The organism is Acinetobacter sp. RF15B (assembly GCF_007558235.1).
Lineage (GTDB): Bacteria > Pseudomonadota > Gammaproteobacteria > Pseudomonadales > Moraxellaceae > Acinetobacter > Acinetobacter lwoffii_C.
The window spans coordinates 1-15,928 of sequence record NZ_VLSR01000029.1 but is presented as its reverse complement, the minus strand read 5'-3'; the positions used below and the strand labels follow the sequence as shown (position 1 = coordinate 15,928).

The following is a 15,928-nucleotide window of genomic DNA, read 5'->3' as shown; positions in this document are numbered from 1 at the left end:
ATTTGCGAGATTAAAACATTTCCGTGCTATTGCTACCCGATTTGATAAGCTTGCACGAAATTATCAGTCTATGATTTACATTGCTTGCATGTTTATTTGGTGTAAAGCCAAATGAGGACACGCCCTAGATTTCTAAAAGAAATGATTCACCTTTAGAGCAATCTCCATTAAGCCATTGCCAATTTTCTATGAGTTTAATTTTTCCATTATTCTGGATTTCAATCTCAGTATTACACTGCCCTACACGTAATTCATTCTTTTCATTTATGTGATGGTAGCTCATTGTAAATGTACTTTCAGAAGTCATGAAACCTATTAAATGTCCACTTATAATCCGGCCTCCAGAATATGTAGCTTCTATTTGTTTACCGACTTGCTGATAGTGAAAAATAGTTTCACCGGATACTTCTCCATTCGCTGTATTGTTGGTATTCATGAATTTTTTATTATTCAGCAGTAATTTCATTTTTATCCCAAGATTTCCTAAAATTAATATAGACCTGATGAATTTATAAAAACAACTTTAAAATGACATGCATTTTCTTAATCAATATCCGGGCAACTGATTATAAAAATGTCTCATTTGCAAATAATTACACCGCTTGCTGGGCCAAAAACTTCTCAATGGCCATTTGTGCTATTTCAGCATCCTGAAATGATTTCGCCCCGGAAACACCCATCGCCCCCACCAGTTGGCCTTAATATAAAATCGGCTCTCCGCCTTCTAGCATGCCCGAAAAACTCTCCATAGTCAGAAAGCCCATCTGACCACCTTTAATCATATCTTCAAATAGTTTAGATGGACGGCCACTTATGGCTGAGCATTTTGCTTTTTCAATTGCCAGATTTGCAGTCATTGGTGAACTGCCATCCATACGCTTCATTACCAGCAAATGACCGGTTTCATCCATAACCGCAATACTGACCTTAAAATTGTTCTGCATGGCATATTGATATGCCTGATCTAATAAAAATTCGGCATCATTTAAAGTTAGATAATGTTTGGTGTGCATCCCTCTTTTTCCTTGTTCAAGATCTCTATAAAAAAAGCCCGAACGAATTCAGGCTTAAATAAATAGTAGAAAACTAAAAAGTTTAGGCTTTCATTTCGGCAAACGTCTCAGCCGCAGCCTGAAGCGTAAAGGCAATATCGTCATCACTGTGTGCTGCTGAAATAAAGCCAGCTTCAAAAGCGGATGGCGCCAGATTTACTCCACGTTTTAACATACCGTGGAAGAATTTACGGAAAGCATCAACATCACATTTCAACATGGAATCAAAACTGGTGATGTCTACCTGATCCGTGAAATACAGACCGAACATGCCGCCCACTTGTTGAGTCTTGAATGGAATACCCGCTTCATCTGCCGCCGCTTGCAAGCCTGTAAGAAGTTTTTCAAGTTGTGCAGTCAGTTTTTCATAGAAGCCTGGCTCGCGCAGATGTTTAAACATCTCAATACCTGCACGCATTGCCAGCGGGTTACCAGACAATGTGCCTGCCTGATAGACCTTACCAAGTGGTGCAATGCACTCCATGACTTCTCGTTTACCACCAAAAGCACCCACTGGCAGACCAGCACCAATAATTTTACCTAGAGTCGTCAAGTCTGGCGTAACCCCATAATGCGCCTGCGCACCGCCTAATCCGACCCGGAAACCGGTCATGACTTCATCAATAATAAATACCGAACCGTGTTCATCACACACATCACGAATCGCTTGCAAAAACCCTTCAACGGGTGCGACCAGGTTCATGTTACCTGCAACTGGCTCGACAATTACACCAGCAATTTCAGAACCGAACTTGGCAAAGCATTCTTTTAAAGTTGCAATATCATTGTATGGCAGAGTTAAAGTATGTTTGGCAAAATCAGCCGGCACACCTGCAGATGTCGCCTCACCTTCACCCGTAGTCAAAAGACCTGAGCCGGCTTTGACTAGCAGAGAGTCGGAATGACCATGGTAACAGCCTTCAAATTTGACAATCTTGTCACGGCCTGTATAACCACGTGCCAGACGGATCGCAGTCATGGTCGCTTCAGTACCCGAGTTGGTCATACGAACCAATTCAATTGATGGCATGATGTCACAGATAATATCCGCCAGTGTCGTTTCATGCACAGTCGGCGCACCAAAGCTCAAGCCGTCTACAGCGGCATCTTGTACAGCCTTAATAATCGCAGGATGTGCATGACCCAAAATCATTGGGCCCCACGAACCAACGTAGTCTACATAGCGCTTGCCATCGACATCATAGAGATAAGCCCCTTGCGCCTTCTCAATAAAAACTGGCGTACCGCCTACGCTATTAAATGCACGCACTGGTGAGTTCACGCCGCCTGGAATATGTTTACTGGCCTGTTTAAACAATTGCTCTTGCTTTGGAGATAAGCTCATGGATGCACTCAACTAAAAAATGAAATATAAACAAAAAAAATCAAATTAAACTGTTTCTGCAAACAATGCAGCCCACGCATTTACACGCGCAGGAATGTCTTGAACCGCTAAGGCTAATATATCACTGATCACCGCACAAAGGTCAGCCCCTGCTTCAATCACGGCCTGAGAGTTTTCTACGCTTAACCCCCCAATTGCACAAATCGGCAACTGATATTTTGCTTTCGCCTGCTTTAGCGTTTCAAGCCCGATATTACCTGCTTCAGGTTTGGTATCGGTGGCATAGATCGCCCCGAAAGCGACATAAGTGGCGCCATCAGCAATCGCTTTGTCCGAAAGTTCAATTGAATTATTGCATGAACGTCCAATAATTGCGCCATGTGGCAAACGTGCAGCAGCGTCGGAAATCTCACCATCCGACTGTCCCAGATGCACCCCCAAGCCGAATTTTTCTGCCAGAGCCAGATCATCATTAATCACAAAAGGTGTCCGGTATTTTTCTGCTAACGCTTTTATTAGCTCAACTTCTGCGTCTTGATCCGGTTTTGCCACTTTTTTACGGCGGTATTGCAAGATCGCAATATGGCCTGTCGCCAAGGCTGCTTCGAGTTTCTCTAATAAAAGTTCCAATGCATCATCATTGGTAATTAAATATAGACCGCGCATCGTACTCGCCACTAATAGAATGGCTCTATTATAGCCCGAAGCGTTGTTATTTTTGTGGTTCAGTGAAGTAAACCGCTGAATATCAAAGCTTGAATCTACTTTTATCTAAAGGGAGACCGTGTACTTGTTCTCCAACGTCAAAGGTCTTTTTATAAGTAGAAAAGTTATGTAATCATCTGCTGTATAAAAAATTTGGCCCATTGCTGTCACCGGCAGCTTGATCAATTCAGTATTTTTAGGCATAAAAAAAGCCCGGAGAAGGTCGCTCCAGGCTTGGAAAACTGGTTGATTCAGAATAATTTACCTTGATAAAAAACCTGAATAAGTCATATCACGATTAATAAAATAATAAAATTCCGCTTACAAGTCTTTTTATCTGTTTGCACTTATCCATTAAAGCACTATTCAATAAAACATGGATATGAATTAAACAGAAATTTTATCGTATTGAGTATCAATCAAACTGATATTCATCCGTAACACATCAGCAAACATACGCCAGTCAGAAATAAAACTGTAGAAAGGCTGCTTGAAGCTGGCCGGTTTGTTTTTTTCAAAAACAAAATGTCCAATCCATGCGCAGGCATAACCTGAAAGCAGCCCATAAGCCAGATATTTGGCCTTACGCTGACGAAGCGCCTTGCTAAAAAAATAAAGTCCTATACTGCTTCCCGTAATATGCAGACGACGGCTCATAATGTGGCGATGTTCAGTCAGATAAAATCGGTAAAATTCATGATAATCACGAATTGGCATTTGCGGAGACGCCGCAACTATATTTCCCTGCTCTACTTGAATCGGTGCATTCATAACATCATCCTGAAGTCTTTTTGCAACATTAGCGCATAATTTGGACAATTAAAAGACTGTTCATCCTATAGTCTCAATCTCATTCTGGGTCTATTAATGACTGAATTTTCTAGTATTAAATAAACATATACCTATGAAATTTTATATTAATTTCTTTAATCAGCACTTTTTCCCTTTGGTCAAGTCTTACATGTGATTTGAATTTGGTTACAATCTGCTGCTTAAAAATCTAAAAATATTTCCGCGATCTTTCGGAACCTCATTACAGCAAGCAGGCTTCAGTCTTATTTGAATAGCTGAGCAGACAGGATAATTATCATGGTTGAAGTTGAACTCAAGTTTCAGATTCCGGCAGCACGCCGTCAAGCCCTGCTCAAGGCACTTGATCCTAAGAAATCGCAACAGATCCAGCTTCAGGCCAAATATTATGATACTACTGATCGTCAGCTGGCTCAGCATGGTGTGGCATTGCGTCAACGCCTTGAAGGAACACGCTGGATCCAGACTCTAAAAGCAGCTGGCAAAAGTCATATCGAACGCTTTGAGCATAATCATGATCTTGGAGAACTGGCTCATTCGCCTGAACTGGAGCTGAGTATTTATCAGCAGTGTCCTGAAGCTCAGGAAATTCTGGTGGGTGCCCTAGGGCAACAATTTGATCATCTAAAACTTCAGTTTGAAACGGATATTGTACGTACCTTACGTGTTATTGAGTATGAAGACAGCCAGATTGAAGTCAGTCTGGATGTTGGTCATATCCGCACGCCAGATGCTGAACAGGACGTACACGAGGTTGAGTTTGAGCTTAAACAGGGTTCTGTGCAAAATCTGCTGGCTATGAGCTTTGAATGGGTCAAAAAATATCAGCTCTGGCTGGATGTACGCAGCAAGGCTGAAATAGGCAATCTCCTGGCCAGTGCCCAAAAGGTTAGCCCGGCGACACAGGCTAAAGAACTTCAGCTGAGCAAAAAATCCAGTGCAGGCGAGAATCTATGCAGCCTGATTGCCCAGCAGATGCAGCATCTTTTACCTAATATCGCGGCCATATCGGCGCATGTGGCTGAACAGGAGCACATTGAGCAGGCACAACAGGCCCTGCATCATCTCCATTTAAGTCTGCTACTGTTTAAGGACTGGCATACAGGCGTTTCGGATAAATGGGCACATCAGCTGGAAGCATTTAAAAAACAGTTTGAACATTTACAGCATTTGCAACATATGCAAAACACGCTGGCCATTTTCCTGCAAAATCCGACCACCGCAGAAAACCTGACCAAAGATATTCTGTATGCTCAGGAGAAACTGAATCATCTGGTGAAATCCACCCAAAATGTGCATCATTATCTGGAATTACTGATTTTCAGTTTAAGCGGTCATCAGAAATCCGGGGCAGATCTGAAAACTGCGGCGCAAACCTGTCTGCAACAACAGTATAAAGCCTTGCAAGAACAAATGAATCAAACAGATAGTGCCGATTTTGACAGTCTGGATCAGTTGTCGATGCGTATTCAGGAATTGAAATTCAGCTTCCCGATTTTGACGCATGTCTATGATGTAAAGAATCTGCAAAAATACAGCAAGGCACTGAATGATGCCCAGCAGGCCGCCCAAGAATATCAAACTCTGGCATCTTCAGCGCTTTATATCCAGCAGACTGAACTGGAGGCCAGTGACTGGTTTGTTCTGGGCTGGCTGACCGCCAAGCAGGAAGTTTATGCACAAAAGCTGCTAGAAACGACCGAACAGTTTCTGGTCAGTCGCAAATTTCTTAAATAAATCTCATCAAAGAGTTTCAAGCACGCTACGGCGTGCTTTTTTGTTGCAGAAGTGCCTCACACAGCTATGGATCTTTGGGATATATTGAATGCTATCCCGTTACATCGTGCAGGTGTGATCCGATGGCAGAAGTTGAATTGAAATTTCAAATCCCTTTCCATACACGCAGCCAGTTTGAACAAGATTTTCAGCAGTATGCGCCTGCCCGGCATCATCTATATGCCCAATATTTTGATACTCACGATCAGCAATTACAGCAACATAAAATCGCACTGCGGCAACGTCTGGAAGATAAACAATGGTTTCAGACGTTAAAGGCACCTGCACGGCATGAGTTTGAGCGTTTTGAACTGGAACATTGCCTGGGAGAAACCCAGCCAGAATCGTGTAATTTTCATCTATATCAAAAAGATAAGCAGGCCAAAAAAATACTCAAGCAGGCAATAGGCAAGCTGAATACTCCCCTACTGCTCCAATTCGAAACAGAGGTCAAACGTCAGGTCATCCAGTATAATTACCAGCAGAGCCAGATAGAAATAGCTTTCGATATTGGAGAAATTCGCTCTGGACACCAGATTGCTCATATTTATGAAGTCGAATTTGAGCTTAAAACTGGCACACTGGATCAACTGATTGAATGTGTAGAAACTTGGGTTGAACCTTATCAGTTGTGGCTGGATGTACGCAACAAATCCGAACGCGGTTATGCCCTATTAAAGGCTGAACAGCAGCTTCCAGTTCAGCATCAGGTTGTACTCAATTTAGAAGAGGAAAATGATGTTGCTAGAATCCTGCAAAAAATTGTAGCAAACTGTCTGACTCATCTTTTTCCGAATGCAACGGCAATTGCCCTAGAACACTATAATAGTGACCATGTGCATCAGGCACGTGTTGCAGTCCGTCGTTTACGCAGTGCCTTAAAAATTTTCCAGTCCGAAACCAAAGAATGCCCGGCTGAATGGCAGGATCAGCTGCGGGATATTTTTCAGCAATTAGGCGCTACCCGCGATCGGGATGCCTTAGCTGGAAGCCTGCTCCCACAATTAAAACAAGCCGGTTCACCACTTTTAGTATTACCTCCTGCTCCTAAAGGGCAGCTCAATATCAGTCAACTGTTTCAACAGCCCGCGACGACAAAGCTGTTTCTTGAACTTTTAGGCTTTAGCCAGCGCAAATTTAAGCCACATCCCTCTTCCCATAAAACACTTTGCACCAGTCTCAGCAGCTTGCACCACAAAATTTGTGAGGATGCAGCCAATTATATACAGCTGGATATTGAGGCACGACATCGTACTCGCAAGCGAGTCAAGCGTTTACGCTATAATATTGAATTTTTGCAAAGCCTGTTTGTCGAGCAGGAAGTAAAAGCGTATCTCAAAGCATTAAAGCCCGTTCAGGAAAGTTTAGGACATTATAACGATCTGTTCGTTGCAGAAGAGCTATTCCTTCCCTATGTGAAAAAGCAGCCCAAAGCCTGGTTTGTGTTGGGATGGATTAAAGCTGAACAACAGCGCCTGTCTGCTGAAGCTGCGGCCCGGTTAGCACAATTTACTAAAACCGGGCCATTCTGGTCATAGCGACATGGCTTTAACGATTTTTGCCATACACTTTCCAGATATTATTATCCGCCAATGGATCGCTATAACTGTCACTGCGTTGTTTGCGTGGCTTATCGCGTGCATCCACCAGCTCAAAGTCTGGCTCGACACTCAGCACGATCCCATTTACATAAAATCGGGTGCGCGTATATTCACTTTGCCCATGCTGAAATACATAAGTCCGTAAGTCAACAAATTCACGGTGGGCCACCAACGCTGCTGTTTCATCACTGTCCAGCCAACGCTGCATGGCAGCCACCTGTTCTGCTTCAAACTGTCCGCATTTTTCTATCAGACTGGCAATACCGCGAAAGGTTTTGGATTCTTTGGCCCGAGTCTTATTAATACGGATGCGATCCACATGAAAATAGAATAAGGGGAGATTCAGGTGACCGGGCAGATGAACTGCATCTACGACCTCATCTTCCATAAACGGCTGAAACAGGTCTTGTGCCCTTTCAATCAGACCCAGCCATTGTTTGTAATATTCATCCACCTGCGACTTGGTGCCATAGTAAATCGGCAAACCTTCAACATTGGCCAGATTTGCGGGTGGCCATATATTCTGGCGCAACAAGGCAATATCACTTTTCAGGCTTTGTACCGCAATTGCATCTTGCATGGTATTCACACTTTAATTGCTTAGGCTATTTTTAGATTAAGGCAAAGGTTTAGTTTCTGCAAGGCTTTGCCTATAATTAGACATCAAGATTTTATAGTCAGGAAAAATTCATGGTTCAAAAGATTGAAGCAACCGATGTAACCGAAGAAGAAGCGTTAAATGCTGCATTCTTTGAACGTGCTGATGAATTTATTAAACAGGCCAATGAATTTAGCCGCGTAGAAAAAGGTTCTCAGGAAAATCCGGCAGACAAACGCGGTCAGGTCAGCGCTGCAATGCTGTTTGGCACAGCCCGTTTTAATACCTGGGTCGCTGCCAACAATTTTAAAGATGGCAATGAAATGCGCGATGCTAAAGATCAGGTCATGTCTTATATCTTGCAGCAGTTCCAGATGATGCTGGAAGACAATTATGATGAATACTGCGAGCAGTTTGAAAACTATTTACGTTTCCGTCGTAATGAAGAGTTTCATGCCAATAAGCATCAACACGACCACGATCATTAATGAAAGCCCTACGGGGCTTTTTTTATGGACACAAAAAAATTGACTTTAGGCTGATTGTAGGCCTATATAAAAAATAATAAAAATTAAGGACAGACCAAGAATATTATGCAATCACTTCCCTTTCCGATCATTGATCCGCATATCCACCAATGGGATCCCTATACTACCCCGCATGCCGCGGCTTTCGCGGTGAAGCTGTTTGGCAAACATCCTAGATTGCTAGACAAGATGGTTCGACTGTTAAAACCTAAAGATGTGATTGAGACGATTGGCTTGACTGAACATCTGACTGCACCTTACCTACCTGGAAATTACAAGAAAGATGCAGATCATTATAAGGTGGAGCAGATTGTGCATGTCGAAGCCAGTTGGCATCAACAGAAAGGTACGGGCGTGGTAAACGAAACCCGTTTCATCGCTGGACTTCCTTTTGATCAGCACAATATCCAATTGGGTGGAATCGTTGCTACGGCTGATCCACGACAGAAAAATTTTAAACAGCTCCTGCAATTACATCGCGAAGCCTCACCCAAGTTTCGTGGCATCCGTAAAATGGCAGCAGTCCATGCAGATAAAGCTATTCATGCATGGGCAGATGAACCGCATCTGTACCGCAATAAAAAATTCCTCAAAGGTTTTGAAGAACTGGCCAAGCAAGATTTAAGCTTTGATGCCTGGGTATATTCTCTCCAGATTTCAGATGTTACTGCGCTGGCCAAAGCCTTTCCAGACACCCCTATCGTGCTGGATCATCTGGGTACGCCTGCTGGTTTATTTGGCAAGGTGGGTAAAGGCACGGGCAAGACAGCTCAGCAACGTGAATATATTTTTCAGGCATGGAAAGAGGATCTGGCTGAACTGGCACAATGGACGAATGTATCGACTAAAATTTCTGGCTTGTTTATGCCTGTTTTAGGGCATGATTTTCATCAGCAGAAACGACTGGCAACTAAACAGGAACTAGTAGAACGTGCAGCTCCCCTGATTCAGCATGCTTTAAACTGCTTTAGGGCTAAGCGCGTGATGTTTGCGTCCAACTTTCCGATGGACCGTGTCAGCAGCTCACTCACTAACATTATTGATGCGTTTAGCGATATTGTGCAGGCTTATGATGAAAATGCCTTAAAGCCGATTTTTTATGAAAATGCTAAAGCGTTTTATAAATTATAAGAATAAGCGTCTGGATCCTTAAAAAAGGAGGAAAACACATATGCTCTGGGAAGAAATGATCGCTAGTCCCTTGTCAGAAAAACTTTTATATACTTGCCTGGTGATCTGTTTTAGTGGAATGGCATCCTGCTATTACCAACATATTATTCACTTACCCTTTAATAAAGATATTGCTTTCGGAGCAATCTTAATATCAGGTGGTATTTTTCTGTTTCTTTTTGCCACTTTCTGGTGGAGCTTAGCCAGTGCTGTGCTATCTGGCGTTTTAGGTGGAATCCTGTTTACCAGAAAAGTTACTTAAATTAGGGCTTTAAATAATATTGAAAAATAAAAAATCCCCGACTTGAGGGGATTTTTCTATTTACCTACTCACACTATAATTGCTTAACTTCTTTTCCATACTGATCGGCCATCACTTCCACCAGCTGATTTGGCTTGATGTATTTTTTAATCACGGCATCAATGTCGGCTTTACTGAGTTTAGCAATCGCCTGATCACGTTTTTCCCGATACAACAGATTACGGTCTTTATCCAGTTGCGGAACCAGCATGTTATGAATACGGCGATCATCTTCCAGCACATTTAAGCGCTTTTTTAGAATACTGGCTTTGGCAGCTTCCACTTCCTGCTCCGTGACACCCCGGGTCAATAGCTCATTCAGCACTTTATATACCGCTTGTGAAACTTGTGCTGATTTCCCTGCCGTATAGTTTGCATCAATGGAGAGCGCGCCTGACTCCGCCCATTCATCAAACTGGAGATTGGCACCAAATCCATAGACCAAGGCATTTTTTTCACGTAGCTCCTGAGCTAAACGGGAAGACAACTGGGAATTCCCCAGAATATATTCGAAGACCTGCAAAGCCGGCACATCAGGATTGTCCGCCCCCACCGGCAAAGTCATCAGTGCCTGATAACTACCAAACTCACGCTGCTCGGATAAGGCATGAACTTGTTGGGCAGGATAAGCTCTATATACCGATTTCAGGCGCTCATAAGGCTGTTGGGTTTTCCAGTCAGCAAAACTTTTTTTCAGGATGTTTTGCATGAACTTGGGGTTAAATTCACCCGTAACCGCAATTTGTGCATGATGGGTTTTAAAAAACTGCTGATACAAGGCCACTACCTGTTCACGGGTGGCCGCTTTAAACTGTCGGGTCGCCAGCTCAGGTTCAAAATGATAGCGAATATCTCCTGGCTGGTAGATTTCAATAATTCGCGACATGGTCAGCCCAGCAACAGTATCTGGCTCCGTATAAGGACGATCCAGAGTTGATAAAGTCTGCCCCTTGATCAGATCAAACTGGCTTTGTTCAAATACCGGGTTTTTAAGCACCTCAACCACATACTGAAAAAACTCTTCGAATTTTTCTTTTTTGGCACTGATTTGAATGGTCAAGCCATTCACCGCTGCACTTGCAGTGGCAGATCCGCCAACTTCAATAATCTTGTCTGCAATCTGCTGCAAACTCTGGGTTTCTGAAGAACGCAATAATAGATATGCCATCAGATCCAGTACTTCACCCTTATTCAATAAGGTTTGTGCTGTACCAAAATCCAGGGCAATGGTGGCATATACCTTATCATCACGTGTAGTGGTCGGAAATAGCGCATATTTAATGCCATTTTTCAGCTTACCGCGCTGGATCTGCTGTTCTTTTTCATGCAGATATTGCTTGGACTGCTGAACATAATCTTTCACTTCCGCCTGATAAACCCTGACATCCTTTAATGGTTCTTCTGCTTCAGCCGAAGGCGCTAAACTTTTTTGTGGAGCTTCGCTCTGCGCCAGTTGCTGTGCTTTTTTCTGATCTTCTGGTGTAGGCAGAATATTCCCGAAAATACGATGCTCTGGTTTAAAAAAGACCTGATAGGCTCGATTGACATCGTTCACACTCAGCTTTTGGATCGAATCCAGATCTTTAAAGTATTGGCTCCAGTCCCCAGAATAAGCCACTGCATAATCACTCAGACGGGAACCTATCGCGGCTGCACTATTTTTGATCATATCTGCTTGGTTACGCACCAGATTTTTTGTACGGTTAAGTTCGACTTCATTAAAAGGCTGACTCTGCTCAATGCCTTGTATCAATCCTTCCTTTACACCTGGTGCCTGATGATTCGGTCCATAAATCGCACCCATCATCACCAGATTAAAATCCCGGTCGAGCCAGGTTGCAGATTGCACTGTGGTGGACTTCCCGGTTTCCACCATACTTTGATACAAATGTCCACTCGGTTGCAGCGTATATAGCGTCGGCGAAATCGCCAATGCTGTTTTGACACTTTCATTGGCACCCGTTAAATAAATACTATATTTTGCCAGATCACTGCCTTTTTGCACGGTAAACTCACGCGGTGCGATCTGTTCAGGTTTTAAAGGCGGTACCTGAGCCTGTGCCGGAATATTGCGCGACTGGATCGGGCTGAAATGGCGATCAATCTGCTTGAGCACATCCGCCTTGTTAAACTTGCCTGAGATCACCATGAAGGCATTATTTGGTGCATACCATTGACGGTAAAACTGGTTCAGCTCCTGCATGTTAATGGATTGCAGTTCCTCCAGATCGCCAATCGCCAATCGCCCAAGATACTGATTGCCATAAGCCGCTTTAAAAATTTGATCCATCATGACCGAAAATGGCTGATCCAGACGAATTTCGCGCTCACGTTTCACAATATCAATTTCAGTCGGGACATATTTTTCTTGCAGCACCAGTTTGTCCATCCGCTCGGCTTCAAGAAAAATCACTTCATTGAGCGCCGTCTGCTCAGGACGAATCACATTGGTATATTTGGTAGAATAATAGTCGGTACTGGCATTGGTCATTAAAGTATATTGATCCAGTCGACGCTGGAATTCATCCCCTTTGACATTGCGAGTGCCTTTAAAGGCCAGATGTTCCAGAAGATGAGCCAATCCCCCCTTGCCTTGCGGATCATTCAGTGAACCGGTCAGATAAACCGTGTTCATAAATACTTTATTTTCTTTGTCATTTGGCGCGAGAATAATTCTTAAGCCATTTTCTAATTTATATTCTTCAACATTCTGCTCAGTTTTTAGTAGCACTGGCTGGGCCAGACTCAGCACCGAATAACCAGATAATAAAATCGCCAGTGTTAAACTTTTAAAGCGTATTAACATTCTTTATCCAAAATTTTAAAGGTGAATTTTTATTACCGGTCTATATTAGAAAACGACTCTTACTCTGAATAATCTTTTAAACCGGATTGCCAGAAATACCATACCGTCTGCCAAGACGATATTATGTTTTACAATGTAATTTAGATAAAAATTTCAGCCTGCATATATAACCTGGCATAGCCTGAAATTTCAATCCGATCTTCAGCTTTCAGGCTGCAATACAGCTCGCCGCCCCGTGCCGAAGCCTGATAGGCGACCAGTTCGGTCTTATTCAGTTTTTCCGCCCAAAGCGGGGCAATACCAGTATGGATTGAGCCTGTCACCGGATCTTCATCAATTCCGTTACTGGGCGCAAAGTAACGAGAAATACAGTCATATTGCGTAGCACCTGTGGTAATCGCCACATCCAGCAAGCTCCCTTTTGCCGTAATGGCCGTTCGCTTGCCATTTAACTGTTTGAGCAGTTCAAAGTTCGGCCGTTCGTCCAGAACATCTCGTACCGATTCATATTCAATAATATAGCCCTGAATATTCAAATAGACATTTTTAAAAGGTTTGCTCAGGGCCTGTCTGAGTTCATCCGGATATTCTGTCACCTGCTTGGCTCGACGAACTGGAAAATCCATTCTGATTTTGCCATCTGTATCCTGAGTGACCGTAAAAATCCCCAGATCTTTAACGTGAAACTGAATAGTCTTGGCTGATGTAAAATCTTTAAACAGCACAAAGCTGCTGGCTAAAGTAGCATGTCCACAAAAATCCACTTCTCTGGTCGGAGTAAACCAGCGAATCGCATAATTTTCTGCATCCCGTACCTGAACGAAAGCAGTCTCGGATAAATTATTCTCCAGGGCAATATTTTGCATCAGGCTGTCATCTAGCCACTGGTCCAGCACAATCACCGCGGCCGGGTTTCCTTTGAACAGTGCTGTAGTGAAGGCATCCACCTGGTACATTTTCATTTTTATGCTCCTGTATATTAAGGTCCGTTGACCATTTATCTATGTCTAATGTTTGTGACGTAAAAGGAATATCTCGCAAGATTTTTAGTGAAGATATGGCAGGCAATGATGCACTGAAACTCAATCGCTAAAAACAACTGCGCTGCTAAATCACAGCAGCAAAATCCGAAACACTATTAAAATTCAGGCTATTTCGTCCTGTACACTCTTGCTTTAAAATAACTTCTGCAAAATCACATCTGCATACAATATCAAAAGAATGGCAAATAGCCATCAATATTGAAAAGGCTATGGAAGTAGCCACGTCAAAATCGCAAAGCACTATCGTTAATATAATTTCTTGATCAATCGGCACTTTATGCGAACGCTAAAACATCGGTAAATATGTTAGGTTATCAGCAAAACCCTTTAGGCTGATTCGCTATGTCCTCATACAAAATTCATTGCATTGATGTCAAAAACTCCTTACAAAACTATATCTGGTTACTGGAACATCTACCTTCCCATCAAGTCGTGGTGATTGATCCGACTGAAGCAGAACTGGTTAAAACCTATTGCACCGAACATGCTCTGATACTCAGCCAGATCTGGCTGACTCACTGGCACAAAGACCATACTGGCGGTGTAGCCGGATTAATTCAGGAGCAGAACCTCCCTGTTTATGGTCCACGCGCAGAACTGATTAAAATTCCGGTAATTAGCCATCCGCTTGAACATGAAAATCAATTTAACTTTCATGATATTGAAGTTCAGGTTATCTCCGTTCCCGGGCACACCTTAGGCCATATCGTTTATTTTATTGATACGCTTGATGTGCTGTTCTGTGGTGATACCCTATTTGCGATGGGCTGTGGCCGTGTTTTTGAAGGTACGTATCAGCAAATGTATCATTCTCTGTCGCGTCTGGCTGCCTTGCCTCCCCGTACACAGGTCTATTGCACCCATGAATATACCTTGTCTAATGCACAGTTCGCCAAACATGTCGAGCCAGACAACCTGGAGATTCAGGAACGTTTGGAACAGGTGAAGCGTTTGCGTATGCTCGGTCAAAACACTCTGCCAAGTACCATTGAGCTAGAACTTGAAACCAATCCATTTTTACGCGCCAATAGTGTTGAAGAGTTCCAGCAACTGAGAATGCAAAAAGACAATTTCTAATTCCTCATTCTCAGAATTTTAAATCCTTCTAAAGAATCTGGTTGCTTTGCGCATAAGCATCCAGTTCTGCCTGCGTTACTACGCGTAGCGTATTCATTTCATTCACTCTAACCAGCAGCAAACCACCCAGTGCTGGCTGGTAGCGACGTGCACTTCCAAAGGGTGTATAAGCCACCTGGGATTGCACACTAAACTCCAGCCAGTCTTCATGCCCCAGCATGACAGCAACCGGAGTTAAAGCCTGTTGCTGCATCTGTTCAATCTGCTGCTTTACATACTGTTCAATGTTGGGCTGAGTCATAATCTTTCAATTTCAATCTGTTTTTTCATAATATAAATCAGAGGAACAGAAATACTGCTCAGAAAATCTCCGGCCAAGTATGCTTGAATAAAATAGAATCCAACCGGTTTATCATGAAAAGTCATGCAATAAATCTTTTACTTAACTGTCTCCTTCATAATTCCCTCTTAACCAGTTGAATATTAAAAATAATTTATAATTTTTATAACTTAAAAACATACAACATTTAGTTACAACATCTTAAAATATATAAATATCAAACATTTAAGCTATATTTAATGGCTTTTCTCAAGCTATGAATGTTCATTAAATCTGCATTTTCCTTTAAATTAAAATTATTTAAGGCAATCGCCCTTTAAAACATTTTTTTTCACCCTTATCTATCCTTTAACAATGATGAAGGAGTTATCTCATGAAAAAAGTGGTTAAAGCTAAAAACTTGATCGCCTTTCGCCTGTGGTTAGAAAAATTAGGTTATTCAGTTCGCACTCTGGCTGATGACCGTGGCTTCAGTTTCAGTTTTAAAAAAGAATATGGCCTGGTGACCTGTGACCTCTCCGGCAATGCTTTAGCCATGCAGCTCGGTGAAGAATTTGAAGATCACTTAAAAGCCTGATCAGCAGGTTTGATACACTTGAAGATAGGGATGTCGATTCAAAGAAGTGAATGCAATAAAATTTTAAATCTTTTCAGCCCATTGTTATGGGCTTTTTTATACTTCTAAGATTTATAAATTTCAGGCGAAAAAAAACAAGGTCATCGCCTTGTCTTTTTTGATGGTGGGGACGGAGAGACTCGAACTCTCACACCTCGCGG

15 protein-coding genes and 2 pseudogenes are annotated in these 15,928 nt (G+C 42.6%); 8 read left to right on the top strand and 9 right to left on the bottom strand.

The features are described from left to right. Positions 1-115 (top strand): annotated as a pseudogene (locus E2K74_RS13800) (IS5/IS1182 family transposase); the annotation flags it as partial. A gap of 9 nt (positions 116-124) precedes the next feature. Here E2K74_RS13800 and E2K74_RS13795 read toward each other — a convergent pair. The 5 genes and pseudogenes from E2K74_RS13795 to E2K74_RS13775 form a co-directional block, all read right to left on the bottom strand. Further along, the gene (locus E2K74_RS13795) at positions 125-466 is read right to left on the bottom strand and encodes a hypothetical protein (RefSeq protein WP_151208178.1); all 342 of its coding nucleotides are present in this window, start codon (positions 464-466) and stop codon (positions 125-127) included. Between the two features lie 127 nt (positions 467-593). Beyond that, positions 594-1,013, bottom strand: a pseudogene (locus E2K74_RS13790) (GlcG/HbpS family heme-binding protein). Between the two features lie 82 nt (positions 1,014-1,095). Then, positions 1,096-2,397, bottom strand: coding sequence for a glutamate-1-semialdehyde 2,1-aminomutase (hemL, locus tag E2K74_RS13785; RefSeq protein WP_151204580.1), 1,302 nt, complete (start codon positions 2,395-2,397; stop codon positions 1,096-1,098). 45 nt (positions 2,398-2,442) lie between these two features. Further along, complete coding sequence (thiE, locus tag E2K74_RS13780) at positions 2,443-3,063, bottom strand: thiamine phosphate synthase (protein WP_151204578.1); 621 nt, start codon at positions 3,061-3,063, stop codon at positions 2,443-2,445. Between the two features lie 426 nt (positions 3,064-3,489). Further along, on the bottom strand, positions 3,490-3,873 hold the full coding sequence (locus E2K74_RS13775; RefSeq protein WP_151204577.1) for a DUF962 domain-containing protein: 384 nt from the start codon (positions 3,871-3,873) through the stop codon (positions 3,490-3,492). A 318-nt stretch (positions 3,874-4,191) separates the two neighbouring features. Between E2K74_RS13775 and E2K74_RS13770 the strand changes: the two genes are divergently transcribed. Both E2K74_RS13770 and E2K74_RS13765 read left to right on the top strand, forming a co-directional pair. Further along, positions 4,192-5,649 (top strand): inorganic triphosphatase, encoded by a 1,458-nt coding sequence (locus E2K74_RS13770; protein ID WP_151208177.1) that lies wholly within the window; start codon positions 4,192-4,194, stop codon positions 5,647-5,649. A gap of 122 nt (positions 5,650-5,771) precedes the next feature. Continuing rightward, on the top strand, positions 5,772-7,226 hold the full coding sequence (locus E2K74_RS13765; RefSeq protein ID WP_151208176.1) for a CYTH and CHAD domain-containing protein: 1,455 nt from the start codon (positions 5,772-5,774) through the stop codon (positions 7,224-7,226). Positions 7,227-7,236: 10 nt separating this feature from the next. On the opposite strand, the gene E2K74_RS13760 is transcribed toward E2K74_RS13765, so the two are convergent. Next, on the bottom strand, positions 7,237-7,869 hold the full coding sequence (locus tag E2K74_RS13760; RefSeq protein ID WP_151208179.1) for a hypothetical protein: 633 nt from the start codon (positions 7,867-7,869) through the stop codon (positions 7,237-7,239). 110 nt (positions 7,870-7,979) lie between these two features. On the opposite strand from E2K74_RS13760, the gene E2K74_RS13755 reads away from it, so the two are divergent. The 3 genes from E2K74_RS13755 (at position 7,980) to E2K74_RS13745 (ending at position 9,846) form a co-directional block, all read left to right on the top strand. Then, entirely contained in the window at positions 7,980-8,375 is a 396-nt protein-coding gene (locus tag E2K74_RS13755) for a DUF3144 domain-containing protein (protein WP_151204571.1), read from the top strand. A 105-nt stretch (positions 8,376-8,480) separates the two neighbouring features. Further along, the gene (locus E2K74_RS13750; protein WP_151208175.1) at positions 8,481-9,545 is read left to right on the top strand and encodes an amidohydrolase family protein; all 1,065 of its coding nucleotides are present in this window, start codon (positions 8,481-8,483) and stop codon (positions 9,543-9,545) included. Between the two features lie 40 nt (positions 9,546-9,585). Continuing rightward, positions 9,586-9,846: a hypothetical protein gene (locus tag E2K74_RS13745; RefSeq protein ID WP_151208174.1), complete on the top strand. Its 261-nt coding sequence runs from the start codon at positions 9,586-9,588 to the stop codon at positions 9,844-9,846. Between the two features lie 73 nt (positions 9,847-9,919). On the opposite strand, the gene E2K74_RS13740 is transcribed toward E2K74_RS13745, so the two are convergent. After that, positions 9,920-12,691 (bottom strand): M16 family metallopeptidase, encoded by a 2,772-nt coding sequence (locus tag E2K74_RS13740; protein WP_151208173.1) that lies wholly within the window; start codon positions 12,689-12,691, stop codon positions 9,920-9,922. A gap of 140 nt (positions 12,692-12,831) precedes the next feature. Next, positions 12,832-13,653: a PhzF family phenazine biosynthesis protein gene (locus E2K74_RS13735; protein WP_151208172.1), complete on the bottom strand. Its 822-nt coding sequence runs from the start codon at positions 13,651-13,653 to the stop codon at positions 12,832-12,834. Between the two features lie 423 nt (positions 13,654-14,076). Between E2K74_RS13735 and gloB the strand changes: the two genes are divergently transcribed. Further along, positions 14,077-14,811, top strand: coding sequence for a hydroxyacylglutathione hydrolase (gloB, locus tag E2K74_RS13730; RefSeq protein ID WP_151208171.1), 735 nt, complete (start codon positions 14,077-14,079; stop codon positions 14,809-14,811). A gap of 28 nt (positions 14,812-14,839) precedes the next feature. Here the strand turns inward: gloB and E2K74_RS13725 are convergent, their stop codons facing one another. Beyond that, entirely contained in the window at positions 14,840-15,112 is a 273-nt protein-coding gene (locus tag E2K74_RS13725; protein WP_151208170.1) for a hypothetical protein, read from the bottom strand. Between the two features lie 412 nt (positions 15,113-15,524). Here E2K74_RS13725 and E2K74_RS13720 point away from each other — a divergent pair, with 412 nt between their 5' ends. Then, on the top strand, positions 15,525-15,728 hold the full coding sequence (locus tag E2K74_RS13720; protein WP_151204559.1) for a hypothetical protein: 204 nt from the start codon (positions 15,525-15,527) through the stop codon (positions 15,726-15,728). Positions 15,729-15,928 lie beyond the last annotated feature (200 nt).

Excerpts from the sequence above, each read along its gene's own strand:
- E2K74_RS13795 (WP_151208178.1), bottom strand. The coding sequence starts at position 466 with ATGAAATTACTGCTGAATAATAAAAAATTCATGAATACCAACAATACA.
- hemL (WP_151204580.1), bottom strand. The coding sequence starts at position 2,397 with ATGAGCTTATCTCCAAAGCAAGAGCAATTGTTTAAACAGGCCAGTAAA.
- thiE (WP_151204578.1), bottom strand. The coding sequence starts at position 3,063 with ATGCGCGGTCTATATTTAATTACCAATGATGATGCATTGGAACTTTTA.
- E2K74_RS13775 (WP_151204577.1), bottom strand. The coding sequence starts at position 3,873 with ATGAATGCACCGATTCAAGTAGAGCAGGGAAATATAGTTGCGGCGTCT.
- E2K74_RS13770 (WP_151208177.1), top strand. The coding sequence starts at position 4,192 with ATGGTTGAAGTTGAACTCAAGTTTCAGATTCCGGCAGCACGCCGTCAA.
- E2K74_RS13765 (WP_151208176.1), top strand. The coding sequence starts at position 5,772 with ATGGCAGAAGTTGAATTGAAATTTCAAATCCCTTTCCATACACGCAGC.
- E2K74_RS13760 (WP_151208179.1), bottom strand. The coding sequence starts at position 7,869 with ATGCAAGATGCAATTGCGGTACAAAGCCTGAAAAGTGATATTGCCTTG.
- E2K74_RS13755 (WP_151204571.1), top strand. The coding sequence starts at position 7,980 with ATGGTTCAAAAGATTGAAGCAACCGATGTAACCGAAGAAGAAGCGTTA.
- E2K74_RS13750 (WP_151208175.1), top strand. The coding sequence starts at position 8,481 with ATGCAATCACTTCCCTTTCCGATCATTGATCCGCATATCCACCAATGG.
- E2K74_RS13745 (WP_151208174.1), top strand. The coding sequence starts at position 9,586 with ATGCTCTGGGAAGAAATGATCGCTAGTCCCTTGTCAGAAAAACTTTTA.
- E2K74_RS13740 (WP_151208173.1), bottom strand. The coding sequence starts at position 12,691 with ATGTTAATACGCTTTAAAAGTTTAACACTGGCGATTTTATTATCTGGT.
- E2K74_RS13735 (WP_151208172.1), bottom strand. The coding sequence starts at position 13,653 with ATGAAAATGTACCAGGTGGATGCCTTCACTACAGCACTGTTCAAAGGA.
- gloB (WP_151208171.1), top strand. The coding sequence starts at position 14,077 with ATGTCCTCATACAAAATTCATTGCATTGATGTCAAAAACTCCTTACAA.
- E2K74_RS13725 (WP_151208170.1), bottom strand. The coding sequence starts at position 15,112 with ATGACTCAGCCCAACATTGAACAGTATGTAAAGCAGCAGATTGAACAG.
- E2K74_RS13720 (WP_151204559.1), top strand. The coding sequence starts at position 15,525 with ATGAAAAAAGTGGTTAAAGCTAAAAACTTGATCGCCTTTCGCCTGTGG.